15 protein-coding genes are annotated in these 19,152 nt (G+C 70.5%); 11 read left to right on the top strand and 4 right to left on the bottom strand.

Annotation, left to right across the window (positions count from 1 at the left end; translation table 11 throughout):
- Positions 1 to 145 precede the first annotated feature (145 nt).
- Entirely contained in the window at positions 146 to 1,201 is a 1,056-nt protein-coding gene (locus RBJ65_RS24400; protein ID WP_372341252.1) for an adenosine deaminase, read from the bottom strand.
- Positions 1,202 to 1,299: 98 nt separating this feature from the next.
- On the opposite strand from RBJ65_RS24400, the gene RBJ65_RS24395 reads away from it, so the two are divergent.
- Entirely contained in the window at positions 1,300 to 1,743 is a 444-nt protein-coding gene (locus tag RBJ65_RS24395) for a DUF4190 domain-containing protein (RefSeq protein ID WP_306318684.1), read from the top strand.
- 23 nt (positions 1,744 to 1,766) lie between these two features.
- Here the strand turns inward: RBJ65_RS24395 and RBJ65_RS24390 are convergent, their stop codons facing one another.
- Positions 1,767 to 2,333 (bottom strand): NADAR family protein, encoded by a 567-nt coding sequence (locus RBJ65_RS24390; RefSeq protein ID WP_306318683.1) that lies wholly within the window; start codon positions 2,331 to 2,333, stop codon positions 1,767 to 1,769.
- Positions 2,334 to 2,572: 239 nt separating this feature from the next.
- On the opposite strand from RBJ65_RS24390, the gene RBJ65_RS24385 reads away from it, so the two are divergent.
- The 9 genes from RBJ65_RS24385 (at position 2,573) to RBJ65_RS24345 (ending at position 14,087) form a co-directional block, all read left to right on the top strand.
- The gene (locus RBJ65_RS24385) at positions 2,573 to 4,123 is read left to right on the top strand and encodes a gamma-aminobutyraldehyde dehydrogenase (RefSeq protein ID WP_306318682.1); all 1,551 of its coding nucleotides are present in this window, start codon (positions 2,573 to 2,575) and stop codon (positions 4,121 to 4,123) included.
- A gap of 56 nt (positions 4,124 to 4,179) precedes the next feature.
- Positions 4,180 to 5,472, top strand: coding sequence for a spermidine/putrescine ABC transporter substrate-binding protein (locus RBJ65_RS24380; protein WP_372341251.1), 1,293 nt, complete (start codon positions 4,180 to 4,182; stop codon positions 5,470 to 5,472).
- Positions 5,473 to 5,680: 208 nt separating this feature from the next.
- On the top strand, positions 5,681 to 6,853 hold the full coding sequence (locus tag RBJ65_RS24375) for an ABC transporter ATP-binding protein (RefSeq protein ID WP_306318681.1): 1,173 nt from the start codon (positions 5,681 to 5,683) through the stop codon (positions 6,851 to 6,853).
- 49 nt (positions 6,854 to 6,902) lie between these two features.
- Complete coding sequence (locus RBJ65_RS24370; RefSeq protein WP_306318680.1) at positions 6,903 to 7,841, top strand: ABC transporter permease; 939 nt, start codon at positions 6,903 to 6,905, stop codon at positions 7,839 to 7,841.
- A complete protein-coding gene (locus tag RBJ65_RS24365) occupies positions 7,841 to 8,659 on the top strand; it encodes an ABC transporter permease (protein ID WP_306318679.1) in 819 nt (272 codons plus the stop codon). The genes RBJ65_RS24370 and RBJ65_RS24365 overlap by 1 nt, the downstream gene beginning before the upstream one ends.
- Positions 8,660 to 8,694: 35 nt before the next feature.
- Positions 8,695 to 10,122: an FAD-binding oxidoreductase gene (locus tag RBJ65_RS24360; RefSeq protein ID WP_306318678.1), complete on the top strand. Its 1,428-nt coding sequence runs from the start codon at positions 8,695 to 8,697 to the stop codon at positions 10,120 to 10,122.
- 159 nt (positions 10,123 to 10,281) lie between these two features.
- The gene (locus RBJ65_RS24355; RefSeq protein ID WP_306318677.1) at positions 10,282 to 11,526 is read left to right on the top strand and encodes a hypothetical protein; all 1,245 of its coding nucleotides are present in this window, start codon (positions 10,282 to 10,284) and stop codon (positions 11,524 to 11,526) included.
- A gap of 149 nt (positions 11,527 to 11,675) precedes the next feature.
- Positions 11,676 to 12,137: a hypothetical protein gene (locus RBJ65_RS24350; protein ID WP_306318907.1), complete on the top strand. Its 462-nt coding sequence runs from the start codon at positions 11,676 to 11,678 to the stop codon at positions 12,135 to 12,137.
- 126 nt (positions 12,138 to 12,263) lie between these two features.
- On the top strand, positions 12,264 to 14,087 hold the full coding sequence (locus RBJ65_RS24345; protein ID WP_306318676.1) for a chitinase: 1,824 nt from the start codon (positions 12,264 to 12,266) through the stop codon (positions 14,085 to 14,087).
- Here RBJ65_RS24345 and RBJ65_RS24340 read toward each other — a convergent pair.
- Positions 14,041 to 14,877 (bottom strand): phosphatase PAP2 family protein, encoded by an 837-nt coding sequence (locus RBJ65_RS24340; RefSeq protein ID WP_306318675.1) that lies wholly within the window; start codon positions 14,875 to 14,877, stop codon positions 14,041 to 14,043. The genes RBJ65_RS24345 and RBJ65_RS24340 overlap by 47 nt on opposite strands.
- 190 nt (positions 14,878 to 15,067) lie before the next feature.
- A complete protein-coding gene (gene gabT, locus RBJ65_RS24335; protein WP_306318674.1) occupies positions 15,068 to 16,402 on the bottom strand; it encodes a 4-aminobutyrate--2-oxoglutarate transaminase in 1,335 nt (444 codons plus the stop codon).
- A 385-nt stretch (positions 16,403 to 16,787) separates the two neighbouring features.
- Between gabT and RBJ65_RS24330 the strand changes: the two genes are divergently transcribed.
- Positions 16,788 to 19,052 carry an ATP/GTP-binding protein gene (locus tag RBJ65_RS24330; protein ID WP_306318906.1) on the top strand — a complete coding sequence of 755 codons (2,265 nt, stop codon included), beginning with the start codon at positions 16,788 to 16,790 and terminating at the stop codon, positions 19,050 to 19,052.
- Positions 19,053 to 19,152: the final 100 nt, after the last annotated feature.

Here is a 19,152-nt window from a genome sequence, read left to right as displayed (position 1 = left end):
CGCGGGGCTCTGCCCCGGGCCCCGCTCCTCAATCGCCGGAGGGGCTTGAGTTGCCCACCTGGCGGTCGCTGGAGGGGCTTGAGTTGCCCACCTGGCGGTCGCTGGAGGGGCTTGAGTTGCCCATCCGGCGGTCGCTGGAGGAGGTCTATTGAGGCCAGTTGGTCGTGTACGTGTCGATCTCCGTCATGAGGCGGGCCTTGCCGATCTCGTCGAGGAAGGAGGCGTGGACCGCGTTCTTGGCGAGGTCGGCGATGCCGTGTTCGTCGAGGTCGAGGAGGCGGGCGGCCACCGCGTACTCGGTGTTGAGGTCCGTGGAGAACATGGGCGGGTCGTCCGAGTTGATGCTGACCGGGACGCCCGCGTCGACGAACGTCCGCAACGGGTGCTCGTCCAGCGTGCGGACCGCGCGCGTCGCGATGTTCGACGTCGGGCACACCTCCAGCGGGATGCCGTGCTCGGCCAGGTGCGCGAGGAGCTTCGGGTCGGTGGCGGACGACGTGCCGTGGCCGATGCGCTCGGCGCCCAGGTAGGTGAGCGCGTCCCACACCGTCTCGGGACCCGTCGTCTCGCCCGCGTGCGGGACGCTGCGCAGGCCCGCCGCCCGCGCCCGGTCGAAGTACGGCTTGAACTGCGGGCGCGGCACGCCCACTTCGGGCCCGCCGAGGCCGAAGGACACCAGGCCCTCCGGGCGCAGTGCGTCGTCCGTGGCGAGCCGCGCCGTCTCCTCCGCCGACTCCAGGCCCGCCTCGCCGGGGATGTCGAAGCACCAGCGCAGCACCGTGCCGAACTCGGCCTCCGCCGACTTGCGGGCGTCCTCGATGGCGTCCATGAAGGCGCGGGCGTCGATGCCGCGGCGCGTGGAGGAGAACGGGGTGATGGTCAGCTCCGCGTACCGCACGTTCTGCCGGGCCATGTCGCGGGCGATCTCGTACGTGAGGAGGCGGACGTCCTCCGGGGTGCGGATCAGGTCGACCACGGACAGGTAGACCTGGATGAAGTGCGCGAAGTCCGTGAACGTGAAGAAGTCGGCCAGCGCCTCGGGGTCCGTCGGGACCTTGGAGTCGGGGTGCCGGGCGGCGAGCGCCGAGACGATCCTGGGGGAGGCCGAGCCCACGTGGTGGACGTGCAGTTCCGCCTTCGGCAGTCCGGCGATGAAGGACTGCAGGCCCGGGTTCTGGCTCTGGTTGTTCGGCTCGTTCACGGATTCCTCCCCAGGAACTTGGGTGATCGGCTGATCGGGGTCGCTCGTCATCGTATGCGGGCGAGATCGGGGGCACGCCGGGTGCCTAGCATGGTCGGATGACCGAGCGCGACGACCCGTGGCGGCTCCCGCCCGCGCCCTCCTCGTACGGGTACGTCAATCCGTACGCGGCCCCCGACGAGCCCGTGCCGCCACCGCCGGTCGGCCCCGAGGGCCCGGGCCCGCTCCCGCCGCACCCGGCGTACGGATACGGGCCGTACGGATACGGGCAGCCGTACGGGTACGGGCCCGCCCCCATCGCCCCGCCCCGCAACGGCCTCGGTGTCGCCGCCCTCGTCCTCGGCATCGTCACCGCGGTCGGCTTCCTGGCGTGGCCGGTGGCGATCGTGACGGGGGTGCTCGCCGTCGTCTTCGGCACGGTCGGCCGGCGGCGGGCCGGGCGGGGCGCCGCGAGCAACGGCGGGCAGGCCCTCGCCGGGCTGATCTGCGGAGTGGGCGGGCTGCTGTCGGCGGTCGGTGTCGCGATCGCCGTCCTGGGCTGAACCCGGCCCCCACCCCCCCCCGCTCAGCGCGAGCGCAACCGCTTCCGCGCCGCCATCAACGCGAACCCGAGCAGGTTCGAACCCCGCCACCGTCTCGGGTCCCGCGCCGCCTCGTCGTCCGCCGCCAGGCCGATGCCCCACACCCGGTCCATCGGGCTCGCCTCCACCAGCACCCGCTCACCCGTCCCGACCAGGAACTCCCGCAAAGCCGGATCCGAGGCGAACTTGTGGACGCTGCCCTCGACGACCACGCCGAACCGCTCCCGCTCCCACACCGCGTCGTCGAAACCGCGCACGAGCCGCCCCGCCTTCTTGGCCTGCGAAGGGTGGCCGGCCGCTATCGCGCGGCGCTCCGCGTCGGCGTCACCGAAAAGGCGCGCCTTCTCCGCCATCATCCAGTGCTCCGCCGTCGCGTACTCCACGCCGTCCACCGTGAACGGCGAAGGCCACCACTGGCTGAGGCAACTCGCCCCGAGCGAGCCGTCCTTACGCGGCGCGTGTCCCCAGAAGTGCAGATATTTGATGCCCTCGCCCGTCTCTTCCCCCGCCTCCAGGGTCGCCACCAGCGAATCCCTGCTATTGATCTCCATACACGCGAGTCTGGCACCCGCCACTGACAATCCGTCCTGGGTTTTCCAGGCGGACTCGACACCTGGTCGACAGATTCCGTCGCGTAACCAAAAGGCAACAACGGAATCACTTGTTGGGGTCGTGGTCCTCTGTCAGGATCGTCACTCAAATCGAGCTGGAGCTACGGCTGGAGCTACGTCGGCCCTCGGGAAGCCCTCGGGACGCAGCGCCGACGCAGGAGAAGCGAGAGCGAGCACTCATGCACCACCCCACCTCGGATCACCCCGCCTCGGCGAAGAACGTCGCCGCGCTGGCACAGGAACGCTTCGCGGACGGCGCGAACTTCATCGGCGGACGCCTCGTGAAGGGCACATCGGGCCGCACCCACGCCGTCGTCGACCCGGCCACCGGCGAGGAGATCTACACGTACGAACTGGCGGGCACCGCCGACGTGGACGCCGCCGTCGCCGCCGCCCGCGAGGCCTTCCCCGGCTGGGCGGGCGCGACGCCGGGCGAGCGCTCCGACGCCATGCACCGGTTCGCCGCCGTGCTCGGCGAGAAGGCGGAGGAGTTCGCCCGCCTCGAGTCCTTGCAGTGCGGCAAGCCGCTCAAGCTGAGCCGCGAGTTCGACGTGCCGGGGTCGGTGGACAACGCCGCGTTCTTCGCCGGTGCCGCCCGGCATCTGCAGGGGCAGTCCGCGGGCGAGTACAGCGGGGACCACACCTCGTACGTACGCCGTGAGCCCATCGGCGTCGTCGGCTCCATCGCGCCGTGGAACTACCCGTTGCAGATGGCCGCCTGGAAGGTGCTGCCCGCCATCGCCGCGGGCAACACGATCGTGCTCAAGCCCGCCGAGCTCACCCCCTTCACCTCGCTGCTCTTCGCGCAGGCCGCCACCGAGGCCGGCCTCCCGGACGGCGTCGTCAACGTCGTCAGCGGCGGCGGCAAGGACGCCGGTGAGCACCTCGTCGGGCACCCGGACGTCGCGATGACCTCCTTCACCGGCTCCACGGGCGTCGGCAAGCGGGTCGCCGAGATCGCCACCGCCACCGTCAAGCGGATCCACCTGGAGCTGGGCGGCAAGGCGCCGTTCGTCGTGTTCGACGACGCCGATCTCGACGCCGCCGTGCACGGCGCGGTCGCGGGCGCCCTCATCAACACCGGCCAGGACTGCACCGCCGCCACGCGCGCGTACGTCCAACGCCCGCTCTACGACGCCTTCGTGGAGAAGACCGCGGCTCTCATGGAGACCGTGCGGCTCGGTGACCCGTTCGCCGCCGACACCGACCTCGGGCCGCTCATCTCGCACGCCCAGCGCGACCGCGTCGCCGCCTTCGTCGACCGTGCGCGCGGCTACGCGCGCGTGGTGACCGGTGGCGAGGCCCCCGGCGGCGACCTCGCCGACGGCGCGTACTACCGGCCCACCCTCATCGCGGACGCCGCGCAGGACAGCGAGGCCGTGCAGTCCGAGATCTTCGGCCCGGTGCTCGTGGTGCTGCCCTTCGACAGCGACGACGACGGGATCCGGCTCGCGAACGACACCCCGTACGGGCTCGCCGCCTCCGCCTGGTCCACCAATGTGTTCCGCGCGAACCGCGCCACCCGCGAGATCAAGGCGGGCTGTGTGTGGGTCAACGACCACATCCCGATCCTCAGCGAGATGCCGCACGGCGGCTACAAGGCGTCCGGCTTCGGCAAGGACATGTCCGTGTACTCCTTCGAGGAGTACACGCAGATCAAGCACGTCATGTTCGACAACACCGCGGTGGTGCGCAAGGACTGGCACCGCACGATCTTCGGGGACCGATAACCACCAGGCCGTACCGACCACACGGCCGCCAGCCTCCCGAAAGGGCAACCACGCGCATGGAGCAGTACGAGCCCGACCTCCCCCAAGCTCTCAACTTCGATCGAGCAGGGAGGGACCCCCTCGCCCCGGCCCAACTGGCCGCCATGCACCGCAGTTTCAGAAACGGCAGGGCAGCGATGTCCCGCCGCAGTCTGATGCGCGCCTCGGCAGGCGGTGTGCTCGCCGTCGGCGGGCTCGCCGGCCTCACCGGCTGCGGCATCCCCGCGGCGAGCAAGTCCTCGGGCGGCATCTCGTCCGAGGACCACTCGGCCAAGGAGAAGGTCGTCAACTTCTCCAACTGGACCGAGTACATCGACATGAGCGACGACGAGAAGCACCGCCCGTCGCTCGATGCCTTCACCAAGCGCACCGGAATCAAGGTCAAGTACACCGAGGACATCAACGACAACGTCGAGTTCTTCGGGAAGATCAAGCCCCAGCTGGCCGCGGGCCAGGACACCGGGCGCGACATCATCGTGCTCACCGACTGGCTCGCCGCCCGGCTGATCCGCTACGGCTGGGTGCAGAAGCTCGACCCGGCCCACCTGCCGCACGCGTACTCCAACCTGGCCAGCCAGTTCCGCAACCCGGACTGGGACCCGGGCCGCGCCTACTCCTACCCCTGGCAGGGCATCGCGACGGTCATCGCGTACAACACCAAGGCCACCGGCGGCAAAGAGGTCACCTCGGTCACCCAGCTCCTGGAGGACCCCAAGCTCAAGGGCAAGGTCGGACTGCTCTCGGAGATGCGCGACACGATCGGCATGACGCTGATCGACATGGGCAAGGACCCGCGCACCTTCAAGGCCGACGACTTCGACGCCGCCGTCGCGCGCGTGCAGAAGGCCGTCGACAGCAAGCAGGTGCGCCGCTTCACCGGCAACGACTACATATCCGACCTCTCCAAGGGCGACCTGGCCGCGTGTCTGGCCTGGGCCGGTGACGTCGTGCAGCTCCAGGCGGACAACCCGCACGTCAAGTTCGCGATCCCGGACGCCGGTTACATCTCGTCGACCGACAACATGCTGGTGCCGAACAAGGCGCGTCACAAGACGAACGCCGAGAAGCTCATGGACTACTACTACGAGCCGGCCGTCGGCGCCGAACTGGCCGCGTGGATCAACTACGTGTCGCCGCTGGAGACCAGCATCGTCAGGCCCGAACTCGCCAAGATCGACAAGGACGTGGCGAACGATCCGCTGATCGTCCCCGACAAGGAGATGTCGGCCAAGGCGCACGGCTTCCGCTCCCTGACCGCCAAGGAAGAGACGGCGTTCGAGCAGAAGTTCGCCCAGCTCACAGGCGGTTGAGCCGTCCCCCGGCGCCCCGCCGACCAACGCTCCCCGGCACACCCGCCGACGAGCCACCCTCGGCACACCGGCGGCCGCATCGCCTTCCTGCACACCGGCGGCCGAGCCGTCCTCAGACGCACCGGCAAACGCACTGGCGGCCCGTCCCCGGCCGGACCCGCCCCCGACCGCGTCCGTGTCCCTGCCCTCACGACTCCCTGGACTCACCATGACGACCCTCACGACGCCGGAGACCGGCGGCGACGTCCGGCTCTCCGGTATCAGCAAGACGTACGACAACGGCTTCACCGCCGTCCACCCGCTCGACCTCACCGTCCCGCAGGGCTCCTTCTTCGCGCTGCTCGGCGCCTCCGGCTGCGGGAAGACCACAACCCTGCGCATGATCGCGGGACTTGAGGACCCGACGACCGGCACCGTGCACCTCGGCGACCAGGACGTGACGTCCCTGCCCCCGTACAAGCGCCCGGTGAACACCGTCTTCCAGTCGTACGCGCTCTTCCCGCACCTCGACATCTACGAGAACGTCGCCTTCGGCCTGCGCCGCCGCGGCATCAAGTCGGTGAAGAAGCAGGTCGAGGAGATGCTCGACCTGGTGCAGCTCGGTGAGCACATCCGCAAGAAGCCGCAGCAGCTCTCCGGCGGCCAGCAGCAGCGCGTCGCCGTCGCCCGCGCGCTCATCAACCACCCCAAGGTGCTCCTTCTCGACGAGCCGCTCGGCGCCCTCGACCTCAAGCTGCGCCGCCAGATGCAGCTGGAGCTCAAGCGCATCCAGACCGAGGTCGGCATCACCTTCGTGCACGTCACGCACGACCAGGAGGAGGCCATGACGATGGCCGACACGGTCGCCGTGATGAACCAGGGCACGGTCGAACAACTCGGCGCCCCCACCGACCTGTACGAGAACCCGGGCTCGACGTTCGTCGCGAACTTCCTCGGCACCTCGAACTTCATCGAGGCCGAGATCGCGGGCCGGTCAGGCGACGACCTCACCCTCAAGGCGGGCGACGGAAAGCTCGTCCTGCCCTCCGCCCGCAACTCCTCCGCCACCACCGCGAACGGCGACAAGCTGCTCCTCGGCGTGCGCCCCGAGAAGATCTCGCTCACGCACGCCGACGACGCGGGCGAGATACCGGACGGCCGTAACCGGATAACCGGGAAGATCGCCGACAGCAGTTTCATCGGCGTCTCCACGCAGTACGTCATCGACAGCCCGCTGTGCGACGCCTTCGAGGTCTACGCGCAGAACATCGAGCGCGACTCCCGCCTCGCCCCCGGCGCCGAGGTCGTCCTGCACTGGAACCCGGCGCACACCTTCGGGCTCGACGCCGCCCAGGATGTCGACGCGGGCGCGGCCAAGGTCTCGGAGGACGCCGCCGCATGAGCGCCCGCCCGTCGCCCGCCACCACCCTTCCAAGGAATGAGCTTCGCTCATGAGCGCTGTCACTGACGCGCCACCGATGGCGCCCACCCCGTCCGAGGAACCACCCCCGCCGCGCAAGACCCGCAAGCGCGGCCGCCTCGTCCCGTACTGGCTGCTGCTGCCCGGCATCCTGTGGCTGGTCGTCTTCTTCGCCCTGCCGATGGTCTACCAGGCCTCGACTTCCGTACAGCAGGGGTCACTTGAGGACGGCTTCAAGGTCACCTGGCACTTCGCGACGTACTGGGACGCGCTGTCCGAGTACTACCCGCAGTTCCTGCGCTCGGTCCTGTACGCGGGCCTCGCCACGATCCTGTGTCTGCTGCTCGGCTACCCGCTCGCGTACCTCATCGCGTTCCGCGCGGGCCGCTGGCGCAACTTCATCATGATCCTGGTGATCGCCCCGTTCTTCACCAGCTTCCTGATCCGTACGCTCGCGTGGAAGACGATCCTCGCGGACGGCGGCCCCGTCGTGGGCGCGCTCAACTCGCTGCACATCCTCGACGTCACGAGCTGGCTCGGCATGACCGACGGCAGCAGAGTCCTCGCGACACCGCTCGCGGTGGTGTGCGGACTCACGTACAACTTCCTGCCGTTCATGATCCTGCCGCTGTACACCTCCCTGGAGCGGATCGACGGCCGCCTGCACGAGGCGGCGGGTGACCTGTACGCCTCGCCGGTGACGACGTTCCGCAAGGTGACGTTCCCGCTGTCGATGCCGGGCGTCGTCTCCGGGACGCTGCTCACCTTCATCCCGGCGGCCGGCGACTACGTCAACGCGGACCTGCTCGGCTCCACCGACACCCGCATGGTCGGAAACGTCATCCAGACGCAGTTCCTGCGCATCCTCGACTATCCGACGGCGGCGGCGCTCTCCTTCATCCTCATGGCGGCCATTCTCTTCATGGTCACCTTCTATATCCGCCGTTCCGGGACGGAGGACCTCGTCTGATGTCCATGTCCATGTCCACGCCCACGCCCGTGCGCTGGCTGCGAAAGAATCTCGTCGTGATAGCCGGGCTCATCACCCTCGGCTATCTCCTCCTCCCGAACATCGTCGTCACGGTCTTCTCCTTCAACAAACCGAAGGGCCGCTTCAATTACGAGTGGCAGGCGTTCTCGACGGACGCCTGGAAGAACCCGTGCGGCGTCGCCGACATGTGCGGCTCGCTCTCGCTGAGCCTCCAGATCGCCCTGTGGGCCACGATCGGCGCGACCGTCCTCGGCACGATGATCGCCTTCGCGCTCGTCCGCTACCGGTTCCGGGCGCGCGGCGCGATCAACTCGCTGATCTTCCTGCCGATGGCGATGCCGGAGGTCGTGATGGCGGCCTCGCTGCTCACGCTCTTCCTCAACATGGGCGCCCAGCTGGGCTTCTGGACGATCCTCATCGCTCACATCATGTTCTGCCTCAGCTTCGTGGTGACCGCGGTGAAGGCCCGTGTCATGTCGATGGACCCGCGCCTGGAACAGGCCGCGCAGGACCTGTACGCGGGCCCGGTGCAGACCTTCCTCCGGGTCACCCTGCCGATCGCGGCGCCCGGTATCGCGGCGGGCGCGCTGCTCGCCTTCGCGCTGTCCTTCGACGACTTCATCATCACCAATTTCAACGCGGGCTCGACCGTCACGTTCCCCATGTTCGTCTGGGGCTCGGCGCAGCGCGGAACGCCCGTTCAGATCAATGTCATCGGTACGGCCATGTTCCTGGTCGCCGTACTGTGTGTGCTGGCCGCAATGACCATAGGTAAGCGCAAGAACAAATCCGCTTGATTTCAAGCGGCTGAATTTCTGAGGGAGTTGGAATCATGGCCGCACGCGCCATGAATCGCTGGACGAATTCGCTGAGTTCACTCGCCGACGCCAAGCCGGTCTCCTACTGGCTCGACGACCCCGGCCGCCCCGAGCCCCGCCCCGCCCTCACCGGCGACGAACGCTGCGACCTCCTGGTCGTCGGCGGCGGTTACAGCGGACTGTGGACCGCGCTCCTCGCCAAGGAGCGCGACCCCGGCCGCGACGTGGTCCTCGTCGAGGGCAAGGAGATCGGCTGGGCCGCCTCCGGGCGCAACGGTGGATTCTGCGCCGCCTCCCTCACGCACGGCACGGCCAACGGGCTCGCCCGCTGGCCCAAGGAGATCAAGAAGCTGGAGGAGCTCGGCGCCGCCAACCTCGACGCCATCGAGGCGGCGGTCGCCCGCTACTCCATCGACTGCGACTTCGAGCGCACCGGCGAGCTGGACGTGGCGACCCAGCCGCACCAGGTCGCCGAATTGCGCGAGTTCTACGAGGAGTTGGGCGAGGCCGGGCTCGCGGACGGCGTCGAACTCCTCGACGCGGAGCAGACCCGCGAGCAGGTCGCGTCGCCCACCTTCCTCGGCGCGATGTACGACCGGCACGGCGTGGCCATGCTCAACCCGGCGAAGCTGGCGTGGGGCCTCAAGCGGGCCTGCCTCGACCTCGGCGTCCGGATTTACGAGCACACCCCGGCCACGGAGCTGGCCTCGAACGGCGCGGAGGTCGCGGTCCGCACCCCGTACGGCCGGATCTTCGCCCGGCACACGGCGCTCGGCACCAACGTCTTCCCGTCCCTGGTGAAGCGCACGCGCGCGTACACCGTCCCGGTCTACGACTACGCGCTGATGACGGAGCCGCTGACCGCCGACCAACTGGCCGCGATCGGCTGGAAGAACCGCCAGGGCCTCGGCGACTCCGCCAACCAGTTCCACTACTTCCGGCTCTCCGCCGACAATCGGATCCTGTGGGGCGGCTACGACGCGATCTACCCGTACGGCGGCCGGGTGCGGGCCGAGCACGACGACCGCCCGGAGACGTACGCGAAGCTGGCCGGCCACTTCTTCACGTGCTTCCCGCAGTTGGAGGGCCTGCGCTTCACGCACGCGTGGGGCGGCGCCATCGACACCTGCTCCCGCTTCTCGGCGTTCTTCGGCACGGCGCACGGGGGCCGGGTGGCGTACGCCGCCGGGTACACGGGCCTCGGCGTGGGCGCGACCCGGTTCGGCGCGGACGTGATGCTCGACCTCCTCGCGGGCGGGCCCACGGAACGTACGGAGTTGGAGATGGTCCGCAAGAAGCCGCTCCCGTTCCCGCCGGAGCCGTTCGCCGCCACCGGGATCGCGCTCACGAAGTGGTCCCTCGCGCGCGCCGACGCGAACGGCGGCCGCCGCAATCTGTGGCTGAAGGCGATGGACTCGGTGGGCCTGGGCTTCGACAGCTAGGGCCCTAGGGACCTGAGCTGGACATACCCCCTGCCCCCGACGTCCGAAGCCCGTCCAAGGTTGTACGTAACCGGACGGATTGCCCCTGTCGTGCGTGGCGCGGTTGTATCGCCGCGTGCCTCGACAGGGGGTTGGGGCCACGAATGTTCAGGGGGAGACATGCGGAGGCTGCTACCCGCGGTGACGGGTGCGTTGGGGACCGGTCTGCTGGCGGCGGCGCTGCTGCCGGTGGGGGCGGCGAGCGCCGGCCCCGGCAGCGGGGACGCGGTGATCGAGCGGGTCAGCGTGGACTCCGACGGGACGCAGGGCAACAGGAATTCGTACGGTCCGGTGCTCAGCCGCAACGGCCGCTACGTCGCCTTCGTCTCGCTGGCGACGAATCTCGCACCGCCCTATCAGGCCCCGCCCGGCGGCGGGGTGAACTGGATGTACGTGCGCGACCTGCGCGACGGATCGCTTGCGCGGGTGAACTACGACGGCGCCGCCGAGACGGTGTACGACTTCAGCGCCTCGGGGAACGAGATGCTGTTCCGCTCCTCGCGCGGCGGCCTGTACGTGCGCGATCTGACGAGCACCGACATCGAGCGGGTCGACGTCGAACTAGGCGACTACGCGGGCGGCGGCGCGTACGACGGCCGGATCAGCGGCGACGGCCGCTACGTCGTGTTCACGCAGACCCGCCCTGGGACTTCGACGGCGCGCGAGGGATCCCGGGTCTACGTGCGCGACCTGCGGGAGGGCACGACGCAGTGGGTGAGCGGGCCGAACACCGCGAGCGAGGAGTACTCCGCGGGCAGGGCCGCCATCAGCGACGACGGGCAGCGCGTCGCGTACGTCAACACCCGGTACAGCTCGGGTCGGGAGACGGGCAACGCCTACCTCTTCGACCGGCGCACCGGGGATCGGCAGCTGCTGGACGTCTCGCAGAGCGGGCCGACGCCCGAACGGAGCCTGGGCACCCTGTCGTTGAGCGCGGACGGCGGGCGGGTGCTCTTCAACCGCTCCGACGCGAGCCCGGTGACGGCGGACGACCAGGGCTCGAACGTGTTCGTCCGGGACCTGGACACCGGTACGACCCGGCCGATCCCGGCCACGGCGACCGAGACCGGCGCCGACTACGGAAAGCTCAGCCCCGACGGCCGCTTCGCGGTCTACGTGACGCGCGTCGGCGGCCCGGACACCCCTCAGCAGGCGCTCGTCAGGCGCGATCTGGAGACCGGTGAAGTGCGCGCGGTGGCCGCCGCGTTGGACGGCAGCCCGGCCCTCGGCCATGCCGGACGGGTGTCGATCACCGACGACAACAGCATGGTCGCCTTCGATTCCACCGACACCGATCTCGTCCCTGACGACACCAACTCCGCCTCGGACGCCTTCGTCAGCACCCTGCTGCCCGAGGCCCCCTGAGGACTTCTGAGACCGCCCCGGCGTACGCCGTGTCGCACACGCCCCAGGAAATTCACTGCCTCCAGGTAACCGAAGTCGCGTAATGCTCGGGCCACTACCTCCTCTCCTCCGTGACGATCAGCGTCGATGTGAACGAGGAGGGCCCCGTCATGAATGGCTCGGGGGACAAGGCAGCGGTCGAGTGGCTGGTGTCCGTGGCACCGGATCCGGACGCCTGCCGCTGGGAGTGGGAACGAAATCCGCACGGGGTGGCGCTGCTGCCCGCGGGCAAGCGGTGGGACGTGCTGATCCTGCCGGGGGAGCTGGGCCATCCGACGCTCGACGTGCTGCGCCGGGTGCTGGACCGGCCAGGACCGGTACTCGCCGACTTCGGCGCCGCCCGCATGGGCTTCTTCGTGCCCGCGGGCACGGCCGCCCGCTGGATCGGCACCGGGGTGCGCGGCGCCGGGCACGGCACGTGGATCGTGGTGCCGTATCCGGGCCGGCTCGCGGGCGGCACCCTGCGCTGGCTGGTGCCGCCGGACGCGGCGGGCACGCTCACGGACCCGGCGCTCCTGGAACTCGCGATGCACGAGGCGGCGGCCCAACTGGCAAGGGAGGCGGGGGAGTAGACGGGTTCCGATCCGGGGCGGACCCGGTACCGAACCCTTTGACAACACCCTTGACAACTCAATTGGTCTGGACCAAGTTGGGCGCGCCCCACCGTGCTCGTTTCCCCGCCATGCCCGGAGGCAGCCATGATCCGCGCCGCGACGCGCTCCAGACCCCGCAGACTCCTGACCACCCTCACGGCCGCCGCGCTCGCCGCGACCGGCCTCACCGCCATGTCCGCCGCCACCGCCCGCGCCGCCGACGTCGACCTCGCCCGCAACGGCGGATTCGAGTCCGGCATGGACGGCTGGACCTGCTCGGCAAACACCGGGAAGACCGTCAACTCGCCTGTGCACAGCGGCACTTCGGCGCTCCAGGCCACCCCGGCCGGAGCCGACAACGCCCGCTGCGCCCAGACCGTCACGGTCAAGCCCGACTCCACGTACACGCTGTCCGGCTACGTCCGCGGCAGCTACGTCTACCTCGGTGCCAGCGGCACCGGCACCACGGACGTGTCGACCTGGACCCCGTCGGCGTCCGACTGGCAGCAGCTCAAGACCACCTTCCGCACGGGCCCGGCCACCACGAAGGTCACGATCTACACCCACGGCTGGTACGGCAGCCCCGCCTACACCGCCGACGACCTCACCCTCCTCGGCCCCGGCACCGAGGCCCCCGTGCCGCCCGCCGCGCCCACCGGCCTCAAGACCGGCACGGTCACCGCCACGACCGTCGGCCTGTCCTGGTCCGCGGTGCCCGGCGCCACGAGCTACGCGGTGTACCGCAACGGCACCAAGTCCCAGACGGTGACCGGCACTTCCACCACGGTCGCGGGCCTCACGCCCGAGACCGCGTACAGCTTCCAGGTCGCGGCCGTGAACGACGCGGGCGAGTCCGCGAAGTCGGCGGCGGTCACCGCGACGACCGGCAAGGTCCCCGGCGACGAAGGCAGCGACCTCCCGCCGCACGCCCTCGTCGGCTACCTCCACGCCAGCTTCGCCAACGGCGCCGGCTACACCCGCCTCGCCGACGTCCCCGACAGCTGGGACGTCATCGACCTCGCCTTCGGCGAACCCACCTCGACGACCTCGGGCGACATCCGCTTCGACCGCTGCCCGGTCACCGAGTGCCCGGGCGTCGAATCGGACGCCGACTTCAAGGCCGCGATCAAAGCGAAGCAGGCGGCCGGCAAGAAGGTCCTGATCTCCATCGGCGGCCAGAACGGCCAGGTCCAACTCACCACGGCAGCCGCCCGCGACACCTTCGTCTCCTCCGTCTCGAAGATCATCGACGAGTACGGCCTCGACGGCCTCGACATCGACTTCGAGGGCCACTCCCTCTCCCTCAACGCCGACGACACCGACTTCAAGAACCCGAAGACCCCGGTGATCGTGAACCTCATCTCGGCGGTAAAGACCCTCAAGGCCAAATACGGCTCCGGATTCGTCCTGACCATGGCCCCGGAGACGTTCTTCGTCCAGCTCGGCTACCAGTACTACGGCACCGGCAAATGGGGCGGCCAGGACCCGCGCGCGGGCGCGTACCTCCCGGTCATCCACGCCCTGCGCGACGACCTCACCCTGCTCCACGTCCAGGACTACAACTCCGGCTCCATCATGGGCCTCGACAACCAGTACCACTCCATGGGCGGCGCCGACTTCCACATCGCGATGACCGACATGCTGCTCACCGGCTTCCCGGTCGCGGGCGACGCGAACAACGTCTTCCCGCCGCTGCGCCCCGACCAGGTCGCCATCGGCATGCCGGCCTCCACCCAGGCGGGCAACGGCTACGTCTCCCCGGCCGAGACCAACAAGGCCCTCGACTGCCTGACGAAGAAGACGAACTGCGGCTCGTACGCGACCCATGGCACCTGGCCCGCGCTGCGCGGCCTGATGACGTGGTCGATCAACTGGGACCGCTTCAACAACTGGCAGTTCCAGAAGAACTTCGACGCCTACTTCGGCTGACCGCGCCCCGGCCGATCACGTACGCCGCCGCACACAGCAGCACGACCGACAGACACCAACTGCCGACCACATCGACCGGCCAGTGATACCCCTGTCGTACGAGCCCCAGGCCTACGGCCGCGTTCAACAGGACGCAGCCGTAGGCCAGTTCGCGTGCACGGGGCGTTCGTGAGCGCGGCGACAGCAGCACGCACAGGCCGTACGCCACCGCCGCCGTCGCCGCGTGACCCGACGGGTAGAAGCCCGTGGCCGGGGCCATCGGCGGCGGTCCTGGGCGGGCGACGAGCGACTGGAGCGGCGCCACCAGGGCGGGAACCAGCGCCATCGTCACGACGGCGACGACCGGCGCGAAGCGCTCGCGGGTGCGCCACGTGACGTACGCGAGGGTGAGCGCGAGGACGGGGAGCGCGACCGCCATGTTGCCGAGATCGGCGAAGAACTCGGCGGGGCCCGAGGGGATCGCGCTGGTGCGGATCGCGTCGCCGAGGCGTTCGTCGTACGCGAGGAGCGCGCCCTCGGCGGCGACCTGCCAGGTGAGGAGCGCGAAGAGAAGTGCGGCGGCCAGAAAAATGGCCGGGCGCCTCAGAGCAGGGGGGGTAGCTCCGAGGCGCCCGAACTGGCCGGCGTGCCGCGCGCCCCGGGGGGTTTGGGGCGGGCGACCGTCCGACCGGTGAGGAGTTCCGGAGCCGGAAGCTCCGGGTGTGTGCGCGAGGGCACGACCAGGGCGAAGCTGGGGAGGCCCCGACCCGGTTTCGCCCGCAGTCTCCTGCGAGCGGGGTGTTTCTCTCATCTGCAGAAACCGTACGGCAGGGGCTGAGGGTGCGACAGCCGGTTCGGCAACATCCCATCGGCCTCGCACACCTTCTTCACACGCCCCGACCGTCGTCGCAGGTCACGGACGTGTGACGGTGTGTGCCGTCACGATTGAGCCGGGTGCCTCCCGTTGCGGGAGGCACCTCGGGGCGTGGCAGAGGCGTGGCTCAGAGCGCCGCGAGCGCGTTCTCGATGATGTCCAGGCCCTCGTTGAGGAGGTCCTGGCCGATCACGAGCGGCGGCAGGAAGCGGAGCACGTTGCCGTAGGTGCCGCAGGTGAGGACGAGCAGGCCCTCGGCGTGGCAGGCCTTGGCGAGCGCGGCGGTGGCCTCCGGGTTCGGCTCCTTGGTGGCCGGGTCCTTGACCAGCTCGACGGCGATCATGCCGCCGCGGCCGCGGATGTCGCCGATGACCGGGAACTTCTCCTGCATCGCCGACAGGCGCGACTTCATCGTCGTCTCGATCTCCTTCGCCTTGGCGTTGAGGTCGAGCTCCTTCATCGTCTCGATGGCGCCAAGCGCACCGGCGCAGGCCACCGGGTTGCCGCCGTAGGTGCCGCCGAGGCCGCCCGCGTGCGCGGCGTCCATGATCTCGGCCTTGCCGGTCACGGCGGCGAGCGGGAGGCCGCCCGCGATGCCCTTGGCGGTCGTGATCAGGTCCGGGACGATGCCCTCGTCCTCGCACGCGAACCACTGGCCCGTACGGCAGAAGCCGGACTGGATCTCGTCCGCGACGAAGACGATGCCGTTGTCGGCGGCGTACTGGCGGATCGCCGGGAGGAAGCCCTTGGCCGGCTCGATGAAGCCACCCTCGCCGAGCACCGGCTCGATGATGATCGCGGCGACGTTGTCCGCGCCGACCTGCTTGGAGATCTGGTCGATGGCCTGCTTCGCGGCCTCAGGACCGGCGTTCTCGGCGCCGGTCGGCCAGCGGTAGCCGTACGCCAGCGGGGCGCGGTAGACCTCGGGGGCGAACGGGCCGAAGCCGTGCTTGTACGGCATGTTCTTCGCGGTCAGCGCCATCGTCAGGTTCGTACGGCCGTGGTAGCCGTGGTCGAAGACGACGACCGCCTGGCGCTTGGTGTAGGCGCGGGCGATCTTGACGGCGTTCTCGACGGCCTCGGCGCCCGAGTTGAACAGGGCCGACTTCTTCTCGTGGTCGCCCGGCGTCAGCTCGGCGAGCGCCTCGGCGACCGCGACGTAGCTCTCGTACGGCGTGACCATGAAGCAGGTGTGCGTGAAGTCCTGCAGCTGGGCGGAGGCGCGGCGGACCACGGCCTCGGCGGAGGCGCCGACCGAGGTCACGGCGATGCCGGAACCGAAGTCGATGAGGCGGTTGCCGTCGACGTCCTCGATGATGCCGCGGTCCACCTTGGCGGTGAACACCGGCAGCGTGGAGCCCACGCCCGCGGCGACGACCGCGCTGCGGCGGGCCTGCAGCTCCTGCGACTTCGGGCCGGGGATGGCGGTGACGACGCGGCGCTCCTGCGGGATGTCGCTCATGCGGGGCTCCTTTTTGTTTCTGGTGGGCCGGATCCGGCTCCCGGGCTCGGTGCCGCCGGGGCTGTTTTCGGGGGGTTCTCGCAGGTTAGGGGCGGGGGAGCGGGGTGGTCATGCTCCATCGGGGCGGGGTCGGGGCCGGGTGTTGTCCGTCTTGGACAGGTCGCCTCTTCGGGGCGGCGGGGCGCGTAAGCGGTGAACTCCCCTGGCGCGGGCATTAGATTGAGGCGCGATCGACGCACATGGCACGGACACACCGGCAGGTCAGGGGGCCCAGGTGAGGGACAGCGACGGCGGCACGCAGGAGACGCAGGGAGCGGGCGGCGAGCCGCGGCAGGCCGCACCCGTGCCGCGTCCCGCGCGGCCGCCCCGCCCGGCCGCCCCGCCGATGCCCCGGCAGGCGCCGGGCGCGCCCCGCGGCTCGGTCGCCGAGTGGCTCGCCGCGCGCCGCCCCAAGGCCCAACCGGGCGTGTGGCGGTACGAGTACGTGCCCCGGCCCCCCGAGCGGGACACGACGGCCATCGGGCGCAAGCTGCTCGCGTGGATGGCGGTGTCGTTCCTGGTCGGCGTGTTGCTGTGGAGCCTGTGGCGGCGCGGCACGCTGCCGTACCAGTGGGTCCCGCTGAAGATCTTCACGCCGGACGGCTGGTGGTGGCCGGGAACCACGTCCCCCCGCGACACCAAGGCGTTCCAGGCGCAGGTCGTATACCAGGGAGTCGCCTTCGGCGCCATCGTCTTCCTCGTGGGGCGCTTCGGCGCCTGGGGGGAAGGGATCCGGCACTTCGTCGTCCGCCGCCCGCAACCGGCCCGCGCCGTCGTCGCCGCGATCGCCGCCGTCGGCGTACTGATCCTCTCCTGGCCCCAGGAGCTGGGGCTCGACTGGCGGCCGCTGCCGATCGTCGACCCGGTCCTCTCCCTCATCGCGCTCCTCACCGGCGGATTCGGTCTCTTCGACACCCCGGTCATCGGCAATCTGGTGTACACCCTGATCGCCCTGGCGATGCTGTGGCCGTTCGCCCGGATCGGGGGCTGGCTCGACGTCTGGTCGGCGCGGCGCAAGAAGGCCCGCAAGGCGCCGCCCCGGCCCACCGCGCCACCCCCGCGCGCGAGTTGGGAGCACCTGCGCGAGGCGGGCCAGGACCAGGCCGCCGACGTGCTCACCGCAGAGGTCGCGAGCGGGCGCATGAACGACGTCGACTGCGCGCGCGTCACCCACGCCTGGCGCACCTCCACGGCCCCCGCCACCTTCGCCGACACCGTCCTCAAGCAGGGCGCGGGCGCCTGGACGCACCCCTCGGGGCAGCGCGACCTCCCGGCCCGTGCGGCGGCCCACGACCTGCTCGTCGGCCAGGTGCGGATCGGCTCCTACGCGCGCGACGAGCGCAATCCGTACGTGCTGCGGGGCGCGGGCGTCGCCCTCGACCCGAGCCTCCTTGGCACCTCGCTGCTTGCGGTGGGCCCCTCCGGTGCCGGCAAGACGGCCGGTGTCGTACGCCCCGTCGTCGAATCGCTCGCCCTCCAGGCGCTCACCGGAAGCTGCGCCGTCCTCGCGGTCTGCGCTGCGGGCACCCCGCTCGGCCCCGACGACGCGTACGACGTGGTGGTCAGGCCGGGCGACCGGTCCTCGGTGCACGACCTCGACCTGTACGCGGACGCCACCGACGCCGACGAGGCCGCGGGCTTCCTCGCCGAGGGCCTGGTCGGCGACCTGTCCGCCGATGAACAAGGCGTCACCCGGCGCGCCGCCACCGCGCTCGCCCAACTCCTCGGCCCCTACCGCGAGGCGCACGGCACGTTCCCCTCCGTACCGGTGCTCCGCGAACTCCTGGAGGGCGACCCCGAGGCCCTCGCCGACCTCAAGGGACGGCTCCTCGCCGAATCCCCGATGCGCCGCGAACTCGACGCCCGCCAGCGCCAGTTCGGCACCGCGAGCGACCCGGGCCCACTGCTCGCCGACCGCCTCGCGCTCCTCGACCGCCCCGTCTTCTCCGGCTTCTTCGACCCGGCCGCCGCCCGCCCGTTCTCCGTACGCGCCCTCGCCCACCACCCCCTGCGGGTCCGCGTCGACCTGCCCGAGCAGGGCCACGAAGAGGCGTCCCGGCTCCTCGCCCGGCTCCTCCTCGCCCAGTTCACCTCCGTCGTACGCGGCCGGGAGCGGCGCTCCCACTTCGCGTGCCTGGTCCTCGACGACGCGGCGCGCACCGTGACCGCCGAGACGGTCCGCGGCATCCAGCGCCTGCGGTCCACGCACGCGGGCGTCGTGCTCGGCCTGCGCACCATCGGCGAGGTCGCCGAGCCCTTGCAGGGTCCGCTGTACGCGGCCGTGGGCTGCCGCATGGCGTTCTCCGGGGTCACCACGTGGGACGGCAGGCGGTTCGCCGAGGCGTGGGGCACCGAGTGGGTGGAGACCGAGGAGGTCGCCCAGCACGCGGTGTTCGCTCAGCAGCCGCTGACCCGCGCGCTGTACAAGGCGCGCCAGATGGTGACCGGGAAGGCCGTCACCAGGGACGCGGTCACCGTCCGCAAGGTCGAGCGCGAACGCTGGTCGGCCTCCGACCTGGCGCACGCGGTGCCGCCCGGTCACGCTGTGCTCTCTGTCACCACCGTGCGCGGTGAGCACGCTCCGCCGCTGCTCGTGGACCTGCGGGGCTGAGAACCGGGCCTGAGAACGGCCTGAGGGCACCTGAAGGTTCACTGAGCTTCCCGGGGGCAGGGCCCCAGTGGTACGTACGGTGAGGCAGAATCGGCACTGG

Origin of the sequence: Streptomyces sp. KL109B, from assembly GCF_030766935.1 — a bacterium.
GTDB lineage: Bacteria > Actinomycetota > Actinomycetes > Streptomycetales > Streptomycetaceae > Streptomyces.
This window is presented reverse-complemented; position numbering and strand designations above follow the sequence as displayed.